Consider the following 15,322-nt stretch of genomic DNA (forward strand, 5'->3'; position numbering starts at 1 on the left):
CAAGTCCCTGTTTACGCTATATATTGAAAGTGGAAAGAGCCCCGGCGATGCCGGGGCTCTCGTCTTTTCCGGGCCGGTCAGCCCTCCTGCATCGGAATCCGCACACCCCGTTCACGAGCTACCTCGGCCGCGTGCTCGTAACCCGCGTCGACATGTCGCATCACGCCGGTGCCCGGGTCGTTGGTCAGCACCCGCTCCAGCTTCCGCGCGGCCAGCTCGGTGCCGTCGGCGATGCACACCTGGCCCGCGTGGATCGAACGGCCCATCCCGACCCCGCCACCGTGATGGATCGACACCCAGCTCGCCCCGGACGCGGTATTGAGCAGTGCGTTGAGCAGCGGCCAGTCCGCGATCGCGTCGGAGCCGTCGGCCATCGCCTCGGTCTCGCGATAGGGGGAGGCCACCGACCCGGAATCGAGGTGATCGCGGCCGATGGCCAGCGGAGCGGACAGCTCACCCGAGGCGACCATCTCGTTGAATCTCAGGCCCGCGCGATGACGTTCGCCGTAGCCGAGCCAGCAGATCCGCGCGGGCAGACCTTCGAACTTCACCTTCTCGCCCGCCATGGTGATCCAGCGGCGCAGATGGTTGTTGTCGGGGAACAACTCCACGATCGCGCGGTCGGTGGCGGCGATATCGGCCGGATCACCCGAGAGCGCGGCCCAGCGGAACGGACCGAGGCCCTCTTCGAAGAGCGGGCGGATGTAGGCGGGAACGAAGCCGGGAAACGCGAAAGCCCGGTCGTAGCCGCCCTTTCTGGCCTCGTCGCGAATCGAGTTCCCGTAGTCGAACACCTCGGCGCCGGCGTCCATGAAGCCGACCATCGCCTCGACATGCGCGGCCATCGACGCCTGTGCCTCGGTGGTGAACCAGACCGGATCCTTCTCGGCGAGGGTGTGCCAGTCCTCGAGCGCGACCCCGATCGGCAAGTAGGACAACGGATCATGGGCCGAGGTCTGATCGGTGACGATATCCATCGGTGCGCCCATGGCCAGCAGTGCGGGAAAGACCTCGGCCGCATTGCCGACCAGGCCGATCGAGAGCGGCCTGCGCTCGTCACGCGCTGCGACAGCGAGATCCAGTGCCTCCCGCAAGGTCTCGGCCTTCGTGTCGAGGTAGCCGTGCGCGATCCGCCGGTCGATGCGCGCCGGATCGCAGTCCACGCACAGCGCGACCCCCTCGTTCATCGTCACCGCGAGAGGCTGCGCGCCCCCCATCCCGCCGACGCCCGCCGTGAGAGTGATGGTGCCGGCGAGGGTGCCGCCGAATCGCTTGCGTGCCACCGCGCCGAAGGTCTCGTAGGTGCCCTGCAGAATGCCCTGGCTGCCGATGTAGATCCACGACCCGGCCGTCATCTGCCCGTACATCATCAGCCCCATCTGCTCGAGCCTGCGGAACTCGTCCCAGGTGGCCCAGTCGCCGACGAGATTCGAATTCGCCAGCAGCACCCGCGGCGCCCACTCGTTGGTGCGGAAAACTCCCACCGGCTTCCCGGACTGCACCAGCAATGTCTCGTCCGCGGCGAGGGTCTCCAGCGTTCGCACGATCGCGTCGAATGCCGCCCAGCTGCGTACCGCCCGCCCGGTCCCGCCGTAGACGACCAGGTCGTCGGGGCGTTCGGCGACCTCGGGATCGAGATTGTTCATCAACATCCGCAAGGCGCCCTCCTGCTGCCAACCGAGGGTGTGCAGCTCGCTGCCGCGCGGAGCGGACACGGGACGTGGGCCGGAGACAGGCGGTGTCGCATCGGTCATGGGGACCAGTATATTCCTGTATATACAAGTAACGACGAGTTTCGAGCGCAACGTATTCTCTGGGCGAGGCGAGGAGATATTCGGTGGTGGCGATCGAGGTAGTCGATGCGGAGCTGGCCGCGCTCTACGGCGAGCTCGGCAGCGAATTCGCGGCGTATGAGCGGGTCAAGCAGCTGATCATGGCGCAGATCAAGGCGCGCCGGTGGAACGCGGGGGAGCAGATCCCCTCGGAGAACCAGTTCGTCGCCGCGCTCGGCCTGTCCCGGATGACGATCAATCGCGCCCTGCGTGACCTGACCGCCGACGGCGCGCTCACCCGGGTGATGGGTGTGGGCACCTTCGTCGCGGCGAGCAAGGCCTCCTCACCGCTGTTCGAGGTCCGCAACATCGCCGACGAGATCACCGGTCGCGGGCATCGTCATCGCACCGAGGTGGTGTTCGTGCGATCCGAGGTTCCGGGTGATGCCGAGCTGGCGAATGCCATGGGCGGCACGGTATTCCACTCGCTGCTGGTGCACTTGGAGGACGGCGTGCCGATCCAGCTCGAGGACCGCTACGTCAACCCGGCACAGGCCCCCGACTATCTCGCCCAGGACTTCACCGCCGTCACTCCGAACGTCTACCTCAGCGAGGTCGCGCCACTGTTGCGCGGTGAGCATGTCGTCGAGGCGGTGCGGGCCGCCCGCGAGGAGTGTGTGCTGCTCGGCATCGACGCCGACGAGCCGTGCCTGCTCATCCGGCGCCGCACCTGGTCCTCGGGCGGGTTGGTCAGCATGGCACGGCTCGTGCATCCGGGTTCGCGCAATCGGCTGGAAGGCAGCTTCGGTAGCGAACCGGGCTGACTGTGCGTCGAGTGCGCCGAACAATGGTCCCGACTCGAAACATCTGTCGCCGCTTGGCAATTGCTCGGTGAGATTCCGATCAGGCGGATTGTCGAACTGTTTCCTTTCCGAACGGGTGTGAAGACTCGCTTACCGAGGAGGATGGAGCGTGCATGCTCGCCGTCCGAGATTGTTATCCGATCTGAACAATAAACCGGAACAGCAAATTGACAGCTAATGAATAAATGCCGCCTGAGCTGGGCATATGTCTCCTGCTCGGATTTGGTTCAATTTCGAGTTATCACTGTTTCGTGACGAAGTACGCGGTTGGCCGGATCGGGGCTGTACGTTTGGGACTCGATAGTTTCGCTGGGTTCCATTCAGGTAACGGAGAGGGCGGAAATGGCTACAGTGACGCAGCCGTCGGGGCCGCATACCATGATCTCTCGACGTGATTTCTCCGCAGCGAAAACAGTGATGACACCGTCGAGTCTGGTGACCCTCGGGTTGATCTTGCTGATTCCCGTGTTCATCACGGCGGGCCCGATTCTCGCGTCGGCGTTGATCGCGCGATACGACGGCGTCGGGTGGTCCGGTGGGGTGGTCTTCGGGGTGATCGCGACCGTCGTCGTCATGTCGGTGCTGGCCTCGGCGTGGGCGTTCCGCCTGGCGTGGCGGCGTGGTTCCGCCGCTGCCGCGCAGCGCCCGCTCGGTTCTTCTCTCGTGCGGTAGGAGGTCGACAATGCAGACGCACCGACAGGCGGCGGCGCCGCTCATCGAACCGCCCGTGACCACCGCTGCCGACGAATGCCGCCTGCTGCGGATCGTCGCCCGAATCGAAGCGCCCCACGTGTGGGACTCGACTTCCGCCCGGCTGCTCGACTGCGCGCGCCGGCGGTGGCAGGGCAGGCCCGACATCGCCGACCACCCGGCCTTGCGCCGCTGGTCGCAGATCCAGGACTCCCAGCAGCGACCCGAACAGCCTTGCCTGCGCACGCTTTTCGCCGCCTTCGCCTCCGGCTCGCTGGTCGGTGGAGATCCCTGCGCGGACCTGGCCGCCGCGATCATGCTCCTGTCGAGCTGCCCCGCCGAAGCGGTTCAGCAGGCGGACCCGCGCAACGAGCAGCACACGGTGCGCTTCTCGGTCTACGCCTATCGCGACGACGACCTCCCGCTGGCCGAAGACTTGATCACCACCACCGTCCATGCCTGCGGCACCGTTCTGGCCCGTCGCTGCACGATCATGCGTCCCCCTGTCCGGTCCACCGCCCCGCTCGTCGACCATCCGACACCGGACCTCCGGGTTCTCGGCCGTCTCGGCAGCACCGCCGCCCGCTGACCGAACCCGGTCGCGTCTTTTCACTCGGCCGCTTCGCTGACCGCCGCGTTGCCGGTGAAACCGACGGCGCTGCAAAAGGTTTCATCGTTACGTTGGGCGTGACAACGGATCGTCGCGGGCCTTCGGGTCGGTTCTCGAGCGCGCCTCGGCTCGCGGTAACGCGAATCGGATTGTATGGTTTGGACAGAGCTGTCACTGTCACCGGAGTTGTTGACGAACGGACAGTTCGTGTCACTCCGGTCCCGAATCATGTGTGTGCCAACAACATTGACGTTGCGAGCTCCGACTCGACCGCATCGCGGTCGACCCCACGCATCGCTGGACGACTCCCGAGGTGTCTATCTCGGGCGGCTCCGCGACGCGTGAGTTCGCCCCAGGATTCTCGCGATGACGCGGAAGTCATTGTAGTGCAGGCGATTACGCCGCACGCCTAGTGTCAGCAGTCGGCCGTCGCTGCTGTCTCACCCGCCTGAAATCTCCGTAAACCATTGTGGTACAGCACAATTGCAGGTTTCAAACTTGGAACATGTTGGAATGCTTGACATCTCGAGCTTCCTCCAGAAAACTACCCGTCGGTAGCCAGCGAACGGGACGCTCGACCCCGTCGGCTGCGAGAGGTGACTCCCTACGACTGCCCCGCCGGAAACTCCATAAACCCGTGTCCGGCAGTCGCCGGTGAACCTCTCCGCATCGTGACCACACCAAAGGAGCTCAGCGCTATGGATAATCCCGCGCTACCCGCAGCACAGCACTCGGGTGACCAGCACTCGGGCGACCAAGTGGTGGTCATGCCCAGACCGGCCGGACCGACCGAGCAACTGGCGCTGGTCACCGCACGACTGCGGGAACTGCTCATCACCGGTGAGGATTTCGACGCGATCTACACCCACATCCTGGCCGCTCCCGGCAAGCGTGTGCGGGCCCGGCTCGTCCTGGCCTCTGCCGGGTTGCTCCCCGACGCCGCCGACACCGCCGCCCCGCTGGGCGATGCCGTCGACCTGGCCTGCGCGATGGAGATGCTGCACGAATCCTCGCTGGTCCACGACGACATCTGTGACGGATCGCTGCTGCGTCGCGACGCACCGTCGGTGCCCGCCGCGTTCGGCGTGCGCACCAGTGCCCGCGCCGGATTTCACCTGGCCGGCGCATCGATGCAGGTCGTCGCCCGGGTGCTGACCGACAACCCCGAGGTCTTCGCGCGGGTCGGTGAGGCTCCCGGCATCACCTACGCCGACCGGCTCTCCGACCTGTCCTACGGTCAGCTCATCGAGACCCTGCCGCCCTCGATCGACGAGGTCGCGCTGCGCCGCCACTACGAACTCGTGGCGGGGGCCAAGACCGGCACCCTGTTCCGGCTGTCGTGCGCCTACGGCGGCACCGCGGGCGGGGTCGATCTCGACCGGCTCTACGCCCTGATGGAGTACGCCGACCAACTCGCGCTCGCCTTCCAGATCATGGACGACGTCCGCGATATCGAGGGCGGACCTGGCCTGGGCAAGGACGCCGGCGGCGACCTCGAACGCCGGGTGCCCACCTGGCCGGTCATCGAATGGCTCGGCTCGCGCCCCGGCGCCCGCGAAATGTGGCTGGACGCGGAGATTTCCAGCGCGACCCTGCAAGAAGACCTGGTGGAGAGCGGCGCGACCAAAGCCGCCCGCCTGGTCGCGATGGACGCCACCGAGAAGGCCACCCGCGCTCTCGACGTCTTCCCCCCTTCCCTCGCGCGTGACGACCTGCGCGAACTTCTCGAGCAGGTGATCTCCCGATGAGCACGGCACGACTTCCCCTCCTGATCCGCGGACTGCGTAATCTTCGCCGCGCACCGGATCTGGACGCACTGCGCACCGCGCGGTCTCCACAGGAACTGGCCGCGCTGGCGCTGATTCCCGCGGGCCGCAACCTGGGCATCGCCGTCGGCCTGCTGCCTGCGACCTTGCGCGCCGAGGCCACCGCCGCGCTGCTCGCCTGTCGCGTGCTCGACGCTTTCGAAGATCTCAGCGACCGCACGGTAGCCAGCGATGCCGTGCTGGCGGCGGTGGATTACCTCAACGGCACCAGTGACACCCTCCCGGCGCCGCTGCCCGCGCTCGAGGGCAAGATCCGCGACAGCGAAGCCGTCGACCGGGTACTCGCCGAGCGCATCGCCGACATCAGGGCGCTGCTCGCGGCGTTGTCCGAGCAGGGTCGCCAGCGGGTGGGGCTGGTGCTCACCGATGTCGGCCGGGTGATGGCGCGCAATATCGACGCACCGCTGACCCGCGTCGCCTACAGCGAAGGTGTGCTCGGCCGGATCACCCACTACGCCTGCGCCCTGGTCGCCGAAGATGTACTGCCCGAAGCGGATCTGCGGGAGCTGACCGGTTGTGTGGCCGTGATCGCCCAGTCGGCCAACGACCTGCGCGACAACGAACTCGCGATCTACGGCGCCGCCGACCGTGAGGAACTCACCCGGATGGTGATGCTGCGCCAGCTCACCCCCGCCCTCGGCGGCTTCGCACTGCTGGCCAAGCTCGGTCCCGGCACACCGAGCCTGGGCGCGCGGGCGGCGATGGCGTACATGACGATCACGACTTCGGCGTTCCTGTGTGGCGCCGTCGGGGCGCCCGCGCCCTTCCGGCGCCCTGTCGCCGCGGCCACGCTGGCCGCCGCCTCGCCGGCCTACTGGACCACGATGCTCGAGCGTGTGCGCCGCAGCGGCGACGCCGCGATCCATCAAATGCTCGACGCCTCACCGGATTTCACCACCGGCTCGGCGTCGGCCTCGCAGGTGCTCGGTGCGGGCGACCTCGCGTCGACGGAAACCTCGTTGATGCCGCTGATCGTGGACACCACCTTCGCGCTGGTGCAAACCCTGCCCGAAGGCCGCCTGACCGGCGAACTCTCCGACTCGGCGATCCGCACCATGATGATCGCCGATCACCTGGCTTTCGGTGCCATGGAGCGGGTGCCGAGCCACGAACCCGACGCGATCCGGGCGCTGGCCACACGGCTGCAGCTCGCCGCTCTCGACAACAGCAGCCACCAGTAGTCGAGGAACACCTCCTCGATGATCGTCACTACTAGCGAAGGAGCTCTCCCATGAGCACCGGAACGCCCGTCGCGCCCACAGAGAAACCGCCGTTCAGCCGGCGCGTGTTCAAACTCGAGCACGCGTCCAACGTCGGCCCGCTGCTCCACATCGCGTTGTGGATCGGCATGACCGCAGCCGCGCTGTTCATTCCCGGCACCTCCACCTGGTACATCGCGGTACCGCTGATCATCGTGCTCTCGCTGCTGAACCTCTCGCTGACCATCGGCGTGATGCACATGCACACCCATCGCCCGCTGTTCGTGTCCAAGTTCCCCAACCGGGTGGTCGACATCCTGTGCTGCCTGCCCGGCAACCTGACCGCGGCCGAGATGCGCGAGGTGCACGTCCTCAACCATCACCGGTTCAACGACGGCCCGGGCGATGTCACCGCGACCACCGGCCTGGACAAGGGCATCGGCGCCCTCTGGTACTGGGTGCGCTACGGCATGGTCGTCAAGATCCACACGGTGCGTACGGTGTTCGCCGCGAACCCGGCGCCGCGCCGTCGCAAGACGCGCCACCAGTTCATCTTCGATCTCGCGGTGTACGCCGTCGTGATCGGCTCCGTCTGGTACGTCGCGGGCTTCGAGAAGTTCGTGCTGTTCTACTGGGTCCCGTTCCTGATCACCCAGGTCAACGCCGGCTACTTCGCCTGGCTGAGCCACGCTCCCGCACGCGGATTCACCGATGAGCCGAGCACCTCGCTGAACAACGCGGGCAACATCCTCAACTTCCTGATCTTCAACCAGGGCTACCACAGCGTGCACCACCGCTACCCCGGCATCCACTGGAGCCAGATCCCCGACAAGCTCGACTACATGCGTGACGTGAACCCCGGCGTCATCGTGCCGTATTGGATGGTGGCGCAGTCGGGTTGGCGTCTGGTCGTGCCCGGCGGCTTCCTCAACGAGGGCTACGGCAACAAGTGGAAGGCGCGCCTGGAGTCGCGTCTGGAAGCGGGCACCGTTCGCTCACGCTACCTGCCGTGGTTCGCATGGATCTGATGTCACCGCAACAGGTTCGGGGCGTGGTGACGAGTCCCTCGCGGCTCGTCCCGTTCCTGTTCTCCTTCGCCGTCTACGGTTTCGCCGGCATCACGGTGCCGCTGATGCTGCTGTTCGCCGGCGGTTGGTGGCTGCCCAAGACGGTGGACAAGGGACCGCACCTGTCCGCGGTCCCCGCGATCGCCATCGACCTGGTGCTGCTCGCGCTGTTCGCGCTGCAGCACTCGGGAATGGCCCGGCCCTCCTTCAAGGCGTTCATCACCCGCTGGGTGCCCGAGGCGCTCGAGCGCACCGTCTACATCATCGGCGTGTGCCTGGTGATGTGGGTGATCATGCTGGCGTGGCAGCCGGTGCCGCACGTGTTGTGGTCGGCCGACGGCGCGCTCGCAGTGGTGCTCGACACCGGGTTCTGGATCGGCTTCGTGCTGGTCTACGCGGCTACCCTGCTGCTGAACCACTTCCACCTGCTCGGCATCAGTCAGGCCTACCGCCAGTACGTGATCCAGGTACCGGACGCGACGGTCGACCGTCTGCAGGTGAACGGCGTCTACAAGCTGGTTCGTCATCCACTGATGACCGGTCTGCTGGTGTCGTTCTGGTTCGCCAGTGAGTTCACCGTCGGACACCTGGTGTGGGCGCTCGGGCTGACCGGGTACATCCTGCTGGGAACCTACCTGGAGGAGCGCGATCTCATCGCTCGTTTCGGTGCGTCCTATCGCGCGTACGCCGCGCAGGTGCCCGCGTTCTTCCCGTCCGTGCGCGCCATTTTCGGCCGATCGTCTCGGTAACCGGCACGGCCGGGCCGAGTCTGGAGAGGAATCGTCGTGAACAGTCCCGTTCGAGAACGTACTGAACACAGCTCCACAGCGACCGGCCCGGTCCGTGGCGTGGGCCGAGCCCACGCCAAGGCGATCCTGCTGGGTGAGCACACCGTGGTGCACGGGACGCCCGCCATCGCGTTTCCGCTGCCGACCCTGTCGGTGCGGGCGATCGCGCGTCCCGGCACCCCCGGCGGCGTCGTCGAGGTTCCCGAAGGACATTTCGGATTCGTCGCCGGCAACCCGAATGCCGTGGAGAACACGTTGTCCGGGCCGCGCGTAGCGGTCGAGGAGGCGTTGCGGCGCTGGGGCCTGACCGGTCATATCGCCGATGTGGTGATGGAGTGCGACATTCCGCTCGCTCGTGGGCTCGGATCGAGTGCGGCCTGCGCCGGCGCGGCCGTGCGTGCGGTCGCCGACCTGCACGGCCGGACCGTCGAGGCCGCCACGCTCTACGAACTCGTCCAGTGCGGCGAACAGGTCGCGCACGGCAGAGCCAGTGGCATCGACGCGAGCGCGGTGCTGGCCGACGGCCCGATCCTGTTCCACGAGGGCACCGCCACCGCACTCGACATCGGTCTCGACGCCGCGCTGGTGATCGCCGATACCGGGGTGCCCGGGTCCACCCAGCACGCGGTCGCCGGGGTGCGCCGCACACTCGACCGCGATCCGCGGTCCGCGCACCGGATGCTGACCAGGGCGGGCGAGCTGATCAGCGGTGCCGCGGCAGACCTCTCGTCCGGGGACGCCGCGTCGCTGGGCCGGGCGATGCTCGACTTCCAGGACCTGCTCGCCGGACTCGGCGTGAGCACCCCGCATATCGACACACTGGTCGCGGCGGCGCTGGAGGCGGGCGCGTACGGCGCCAAGCTCACCGGCGCCGGTCTGGGCGGCTGCGTCCTCGCGCTCACCGAGACCGGTGACGCGCGCACGGTCAGCGCCGCGTTGCGCCGCGCCGGCGCGGTACAGACCTGGACGGTCCCCACCCGCAGCCTGCGTTCAGGTGCGGAGTCCCTATCCGTCTCGACCTCGGAACACGGTGTCAATCCATGACTTTCACTCCCGCATCACCCGCGGTCGCCGAGCGCGGCGCCGTGACCGGGCCGTCCGCCGAGTCGGTCGCGTACCCGAACATCGCCCTGGTGAAGTACTGGGGCAAGCGGGACGAGGACCTGTTCCTGCCCGTCACGGGCAGCCTGTCGATGACCCTCGACATCTTCCCGACCACCACGTCGGTGCGGGTGATCGAGGGACCGGCCGATGTCGTCGAGTTCAACGGCGTCGCGGCCACCGGTGCCGCGCGTACCCGCATCGAGACGTTCCTGGATCTGGTGCGCGCCAAGGCCGGTCGGACCGACCGTGCGATGGTGGTGACGTCCAACGCCGGGCCCACCGGCGCCGGTCTGGCCTCCTCGGCGAGTGGCTTCGCGGCCCTGGCCACCGCCGCGGCGGCCGCCTATGAGCTCGACCTCGACGGTCGCGCCCTCTCGCGACTGGCCCGGCGCGGCTCCGGCTCCGCCTCGCGCTCCATCTTCGGCGGCTTCGTCGTCTGGCACGCCGGTGAAGGCGACGGCGAAGCAGGGGACCTGAGTTCGTTCGCGGAGCCGATCGGCGGCGACGAACTGGACCCGGCTCTGGTGGTCGCCGTGGTGAACCAGGGCGCGAAGGCAGTCTCGAGCCGTGTCGCCATGCGCGAGACCACCGCCACCTCGCCGTTCTATCGGCCGTGGGCCGAATCCTCGGTGCTCGATCTGGCGGAGATGCGCAAAGCCATCGCGCGGCAAGACCTTCCCGCGATCGGGGAGATCGCCGAGCGAAACGCCCTCGGCATGCACGCCACCATGCTCACCGCACGCCCCGGAATCCGGTACCTGTCACCGCATTCGCTCGCCATCCTCGACGCGGTCCTCGCGCTGCGCGCCGACGGGATCATGGCGTACGCCACGATCGACGCGGGTCCGAACGTCAAAGTATTGTGCTCGCGTGCGGACGCGCCACTGGTCGATGCCACCCTGGACGGTCTCGGCGATTTCGTCACCACCCGGACCGCGCACATCGGTCCCGGCGCGTCGCTGACGACGGCCGGTGCACCGGCGGCGGGTGGCGATCGATGACCAGTTGTCGCGCACCGGGCAAGCTCTTCATCGCCGGTGAATACGCCGTGGTCGAGCCGGGACACCTCGCGGTGCTCACGGCGGTCGACCGCTACGCGACCGCCACGGTCACGGCGGCGGATCCCGGCGAGGGCATCACCCTGCACTCGGATCTGGACGGCGGCGTCACGCTGTCGTGTGCGCGTCACGGTGACGAATTGGCGCCCATCTCTGATGCTGTTGTACCAGCGGCATTTTCGTTTGTCTTCGCGGCCGTTTCGGTCGTTCATCAGCTGCTCCTGGAACGGGCCGTCCCCGTCTCCGACTTCCGGCTGAGCGTCACCGCCGACCTCGGCGACGACGATGGTCGCAAGTTCGGCTTGGGGTCCAGCGCGGCCGTCACGGTGGCCACCGTCGACGCCCTCGGACAGCACTTCGCGCTCGGGCTCGATCCCATGGATCGGTACCGGCTGGCCATGCTCGCCACGATCGCGGTCAATCCGCGCGCCTCGGGCGGCGATGTCGCCGTGAGTACCTGGGGTGGCTGGCTCGCCTATCGATCCCCGGACCGCGCGCAGGTGGCGGCCTCGCTCGCCCGTGACGGCATCGACGCGACCCTGCGTTCGCCGTGGCCGGGCCTGTCGGTGCGCCCGCTGCCCACCCCGACCGAGCTCACCCTGCAGGTCGGCTGGACCGGGAACCCCGCCTCCACACCGGCGCTGGTCGCCGGCCTCGACGGCGACCGCAGCACCTTCCGGGCGCACAGCAACGAGTGTGTCGAACGGCTGGTCGCCGCCATCGAGGCCGACGACTCCCGCGCCGTGCGAGTCGAAATCGACAGCGCGCGAACACTGCTCGTCGATCTCGACGCGACGTCGGGCCTCGGCATCATGACACCGCGTCTGCACGCACTGTGCGACGCGGGCGCCGCGGTGGGTGCGGCGGCGAAGCCCTCGGGTGCCGGTGGTGGTGACTGCGGTATCGCGCTCATCGAACGCACCCGGCCCGCGGCGATCGCCGAGCTCACCGGGCGCTGGATCACCGCCGGAATCCGCCCGCTGCCCCTGCGAACCCACCTTGTCGAAGGGGACCCACGATGATCGCCGATCGCAAGGACGACCACGTTCGCCACGCGGTGAACCACCACCGCCAGGCCACCGGAGTCAGTGACTTCGACTCGGTCACCTTTGTCCACCACGCCCTCGCCGGCATCGATGCCGAGGACGTCTCCCTGGCCGTCGAAGTCGCGGGAAAGCAGTGGAACACACCGCTGTTCGTGAACGCGATGACCGGCGGCAGCACCAAGACCGGCGAGATCAACCGCCAGCTCGCCATCGCCGCGCGCGAGACCGGTATCCCCATCGCGTCGGGCTCGATGAGCGCCTACTTCCGTGATCCGTCGGTCGCGGGCACCTATCGCGTGCTGCGCCAGGAGAATCCGCACGGATTCGTGATGGCCAATGTCAACGCGAACGCGACCGTCGACCAGGTGCGCAGCGCCATCGATCTGCTCGAAGCCGATGCGTTGCAGATCCATCTCAACGCCGTGCAGGAAGTGGTCATGCCCGAGGGCGACCGCTCGTTCGGGGCGTGGCCGCGCCAGATCGAACGCATCGTCGCCGATACCGCGGTGCCGGTCTTCGTCAAGGAAGTCGGGTTCGGCCTGAGCAGGCAGACCGTCACCTGGTTGCGCGACGCGGGTGTGTCCGTGGCCGACGTGGGCGGTCGTGGCGGCACCAACTTCGCTCGCATCGAGAACGATCGGCGCGTCGGCGGCGACTTCGGGTTCATCGAGAGCTGGGGCCAGTCCACCCCGAACTGCCTGCTCGACTGCGCCGGCATCCCCGGCATCGACATCGCCGCCACCGGTGGCATCCGCTCGCCACTGGACATCGCGCGCGCGCTCGCGCTGGGCGCCGACGCGACCGGCGTCGCAGGGGCGTTCCTGGAAACACTGGTCAGCCACGACACCGCCGCCCTGGTCGACCAGATCGGGACCTGGCTCGACCAGCTGCGCACCATCCTCACCGTCCTCGGCGCCCGCACCCCCGCCGATCTGGTCGGCGCCGACCTGCTCATCACCGGCGATGTCGCGAACTTCTGCCTGCTTCGCGGCATCGACGCCGCAGCACTTGCCCACCGGAGCCCCTGGTGGCGTGAATCCGAAAATCGAGAAGGAGTCACCCATGAATGACATGTCGTATGCGGCGGTGCCGCTGCAGTGGGTGGGGCCTGTCCGCATTACCGGAAATGTCGTCGACGACGCCGTCGACGTTCCCCTCGCCACCTACGAAACCCCGCTGTGGCCCTCGGTCGGGCGCGGCGCGCGCATCAGCACCCTGGCCGAGAAGGGCATCGTCGCGACGCTGATCGACGAGCGGATGACGCGCTCGATCCTGCTGGAAGCCGACGACGCGTACACCGCCTACACCACGGTCCAGCAGTTGGAAGGCCGCATGGCCGAGCTCCAGGAGGTGGTCGCCGGCAGCAGTCGTTTCGCCCGGCTCATCGACCTGCACCACCAGATCACCGGCAACCTGCTGTTCCTGCGCTTCGAGTTCACCACCGGTGACGCGTCGGGCCACAACATGGCGACCCTGGCCAGTGACCACCTGATGGATCACATCCTGTCGACCATGCCCGGGGTGCGCTACGGCTCGATCTCGGGCAACTACTGCACCGACAAGAAGGCCACCGCGGTCAACGGCATTCTCGGTCGCGGCAAGAACGTGATCACCGAACTGCTCATCCCGCGCGAGGTGGTCGAGCAGCGGCTGCACACCACCGCGGCGCAGGTGACCCAGCTCAATATCCGCAAGAACCTGATCGGCACCCTGCTGGCGGGTGGAATCCGTTCCGCCAACGCGCATTACGCCAACATGCTGCTCGCCTACTACCTGGCGACCGGCCAGGACGCCGCCAATATCGTCGAAGGATCCCAGGGCATCACCCATGCCGAGGATCGTGACGGCGACCTCTACTTCTCGTGCACCCTGCCCAACCTGATCGTGGGCACGGTCGGCAACGGCAAGCACGCGAGTTTCGTCGACGAGAACCTGGAACGCCTCGGCTGCCGCGAAGATCGGCAGCCCGGCGAGAACGCCCGACGCCTCGCGGTGATCGGGGCGGCCACCGTGTTGTGCGGGGAGCTGTCGCTGATGGCGGCACAGACCAATCGCGGTGAATTGATGCGTGCCCATACCCAATTCGAGCGGTCCACCACGAGCAACGGAAGCCCACGATGACAACTACACCGGTCGGTATCCACGACCTCTCGTTCGCCACCACCCACTACGCTCTCGATCACGCCGTCCTCGCCGAGCGACTCGGCGTGGATCGCGACAAGTTCTACCTCGGCATCGGCCAGGAGAAGATGAGCGTCGCCGCCGCCGACGAGGACATCGTCACCATCGCCGCGGCCGCCGCCAAACCGATCCTGGAACGGCACGGCACCGACAACATCCGCACCGTACTGCTGGCCACCGAGACCGGTGTCGACCAGTCCAAAGCCGCCGCGCTGTACCTGCATTCGCTGATCGGGCTGCCCAACGCCGCCCGTGTCGTCGAGCTCAAGCAGGCCTGCTACGGCGGCACCGCCGGGCTGCAGTTCGCCGCGGGGCTGATCGCTCGCGACCCGTCGCAGCGTGTGCTGGTCATCGCCGCCGACATCGCGAAGTACGAACTCGACACCCCGGGTGAGCCGACCCAGGGCGCCGCCGCTGTCGCGATGCTGGTCACCGCGGATCCGGCGATCCTGGCGCTGGACCCGATTTCGGGCCTCTACAGCGCCGACATCATGGACTTCTGGCGTCCGAACTACCGGACCGAGGCCATCGTGGACGGCAAGACCTCAGTCAACGCCTACCAGAAGGCCGCCCAGGAGGCCTGGTCGGACTACCGCCGTCAGGGTGGCCGCGAGCTCGGTGAGTTCGCCGCGTTCTGCTACCACCAGCCCTTCACCAAGATGGCCTACAAGGCGCACCGGCATCTGCTCGAAAGCCAGGGCCACACCGCCGACGCCGACGCGATCGAGGCCGCCATCGGTACGACGACGACCTACAACCGCACGGTCGGCAACAGCTACACCGCCTCGCTGTACCTCGGCCTGGCCTCGCTGCTCGATCACGCGGACGACCTCACCGACCGGGCACTGGCCATGATCAGCTACGGGTCGGGCAGTGTCGCCGAATTCTTCAGCGGCACCGTGCAGCCCGGTTACCGCGCGCACCTGCGGACCGAGGCGAACCTGGCTGCGATCGCCTCGCGTGAGTTGCTCGGCTACGAGCACTACCGGGCGCTGCACGAGGCCGCTTCGCCCAGTGACGGCGCGTACCACGCCATGGCCGAGGAAACGCGGCGCCCGTTCCGGCTGGCCGCCGTCTCCGGTCACAAACGCATCTACGAATCCCGCTGAGGTCGCCCC

Annotated in this window: 14 protein-coding genes; 13 read left to right on the top strand and 1 reads right to left on the bottom strand. The window is 67.6% G+C overall.

Features of this window, described 5'->3' with window-relative positions:
* Positions 1-77 precede the first annotated feature (77 nt).
* Entirely contained in the window at positions 78-1,754 is a 1,677-nt protein-coding gene (gene hutU, locus ACWF99_RS09740; RefSeq protein ID WP_452535619.1) for a urocanate hydratase, read from the bottom strand.
* Positions 1,755-1,840: 86 nt separating this feature from the next.
* Between hutU and hutC the strand changes: the two genes are divergently transcribed.
* The 13 genes from hutC to ACWF99_RS09805 all read left to right on the top strand — a co-directional run bounded on the left by hutC (position 1,841) and on the right by ACWF99_RS09805 (position 15,313).
* Positions 1,841-2,596, top strand: coding sequence for a histidine utilization repressor (hutC, locus tag ACWF99_RS09745; RefSeq protein WP_378627331.1), 756 nt, complete (start codon positions 1,841-1,843; stop codon positions 2,594-2,596).
* A 456-nt stretch (positions 2,597-3,052) separates the two neighbouring features.
* Positions 3,053-3,307: a hypothetical protein gene (locus ACWF99_RS09750; RefSeq protein WP_452535620.1), complete on the top strand. Its 255-nt coding sequence runs from the start codon at positions 3,053-3,055 to the stop codon at positions 3,305-3,307.
* 10 nt (positions 3,308-3,317) lie between these two features.
* Positions 3,318-3,914: a hypothetical protein gene (locus ACWF99_RS09755; protein WP_378627335.1), complete on the top strand. Its 597-nt coding sequence runs from the start codon at positions 3,318-3,320 to the stop codon at positions 3,912-3,914.
* Positions 3,915-4,633: 719 nt separating this feature from the next.
* Positions 4,634-5,683, top strand: a complete 1,050-nt coding sequence (locus tag ACWF99_RS09760) for a polyprenyl synthetase family protein (protein ID WP_452535621.1) — start codon at positions 4,634-4,636, stop codon at positions 5,681-5,683.
* Positions 5,680-6,942: a hypothetical protein gene (locus tag ACWF99_RS09765; RefSeq protein ID WP_378627338.1), complete on the top strand. Its 1,263-nt coding sequence runs from the start codon at positions 5,680-5,682 to the stop codon at positions 6,940-6,942. The genes ACWF99_RS09760 and ACWF99_RS09765 overlap by 4 nt, the downstream gene beginning before the upstream one ends.
* A gap of 50 nt (positions 6,943-6,992) precedes the next feature.
* Positions 6,993-7,988, top strand: coding sequence for a fatty acid desaturase (locus tag ACWF99_RS09770; RefSeq protein WP_378627340.1), 996 nt, complete (start codon positions 6,993-6,995; stop codon positions 7,986-7,988).
* On the top strand, positions 7,979-8,776 hold the full coding sequence (locus ACWF99_RS09775; RefSeq protein ID WP_378627342.1) for a methyltransferase family protein: 798 nt from the start codon (positions 7,979-7,981) through the stop codon (positions 8,774-8,776). The genes ACWF99_RS09770 and ACWF99_RS09775 overlap by 10 nt, the downstream gene beginning before the upstream one ends.
* Before the next feature lie 36 nt (positions 8,777-8,812).
* Entirely contained in the window at positions 8,813-9,859 is a 1,047-nt protein-coding gene (gene mvk, locus ACWF99_RS09780) for a mevalonate kinase (RefSeq protein WP_378627343.1), read from the top strand.
* Positions 9,856-10,920, top strand: coding sequence for a diphosphomevalonate decarboxylase (gene mvaD, locus ACWF99_RS09785; RefSeq protein WP_378627344.1), 1,065 nt, complete (start codon positions 9,856-9,858; stop codon positions 10,918-10,920). The genes mvk and mvaD overlap by 4 nt, the downstream gene beginning before the upstream one ends.
* Positions 10,917-11,999 carry a phosphomevalonate kinase gene (locus ACWF99_RS09790; protein WP_452535622.1) on the top strand — a complete coding sequence of 361 codons (1,083 nt, stop codon included), beginning with the start codon at positions 10,917-10,919 and terminating at the stop codon, positions 11,997-11,999. The genes mvaD and ACWF99_RS09790 overlap by 4 nt, the downstream gene beginning before the upstream one ends.
* Positions 11,996-13,093, top strand: a complete 1,098-nt coding sequence (fni, locus tag ACWF99_RS09795; RefSeq protein WP_378627347.1) for a type 2 isopentenyl-diphosphate Delta-isomerase — start codon at positions 11,996-11,998, stop codon at positions 13,091-13,093. The genes ACWF99_RS09790 and fni overlap by 4 nt, the downstream gene beginning before the upstream one ends.
* Positions 13,086-14,144: a hydroxymethylglutaryl-CoA reductase gene (locus ACWF99_RS09800; RefSeq protein WP_358065645.1), complete on the top strand. Its 1,059-nt coding sequence runs from the start codon at positions 13,086-13,088 to the stop codon at positions 14,142-14,144. The genes fni and ACWF99_RS09800 overlap by 8 nt, the downstream gene beginning before the upstream one ends.
* Positions 14,141-15,313 carry a hydroxymethylglutaryl-CoA synthase gene (locus ACWF99_RS09805; protein WP_378627350.1) on the top strand — a complete coding sequence of 391 codons (1,173 nt, stop codon included), beginning with the start codon at positions 14,141-14,143 and terminating at the stop codon, positions 15,311-15,313. Before ACWF99_RS09800 ends, ACWF99_RS09805 begins: the two co-directional genes overlap by 4 nt.
* Positions 15,314-15,322: the final 9 nt, after the last annotated feature.

The sequence above is a fragment of the Nocardia sp. NPDC055002 genome, assembly GCF_053608825.1.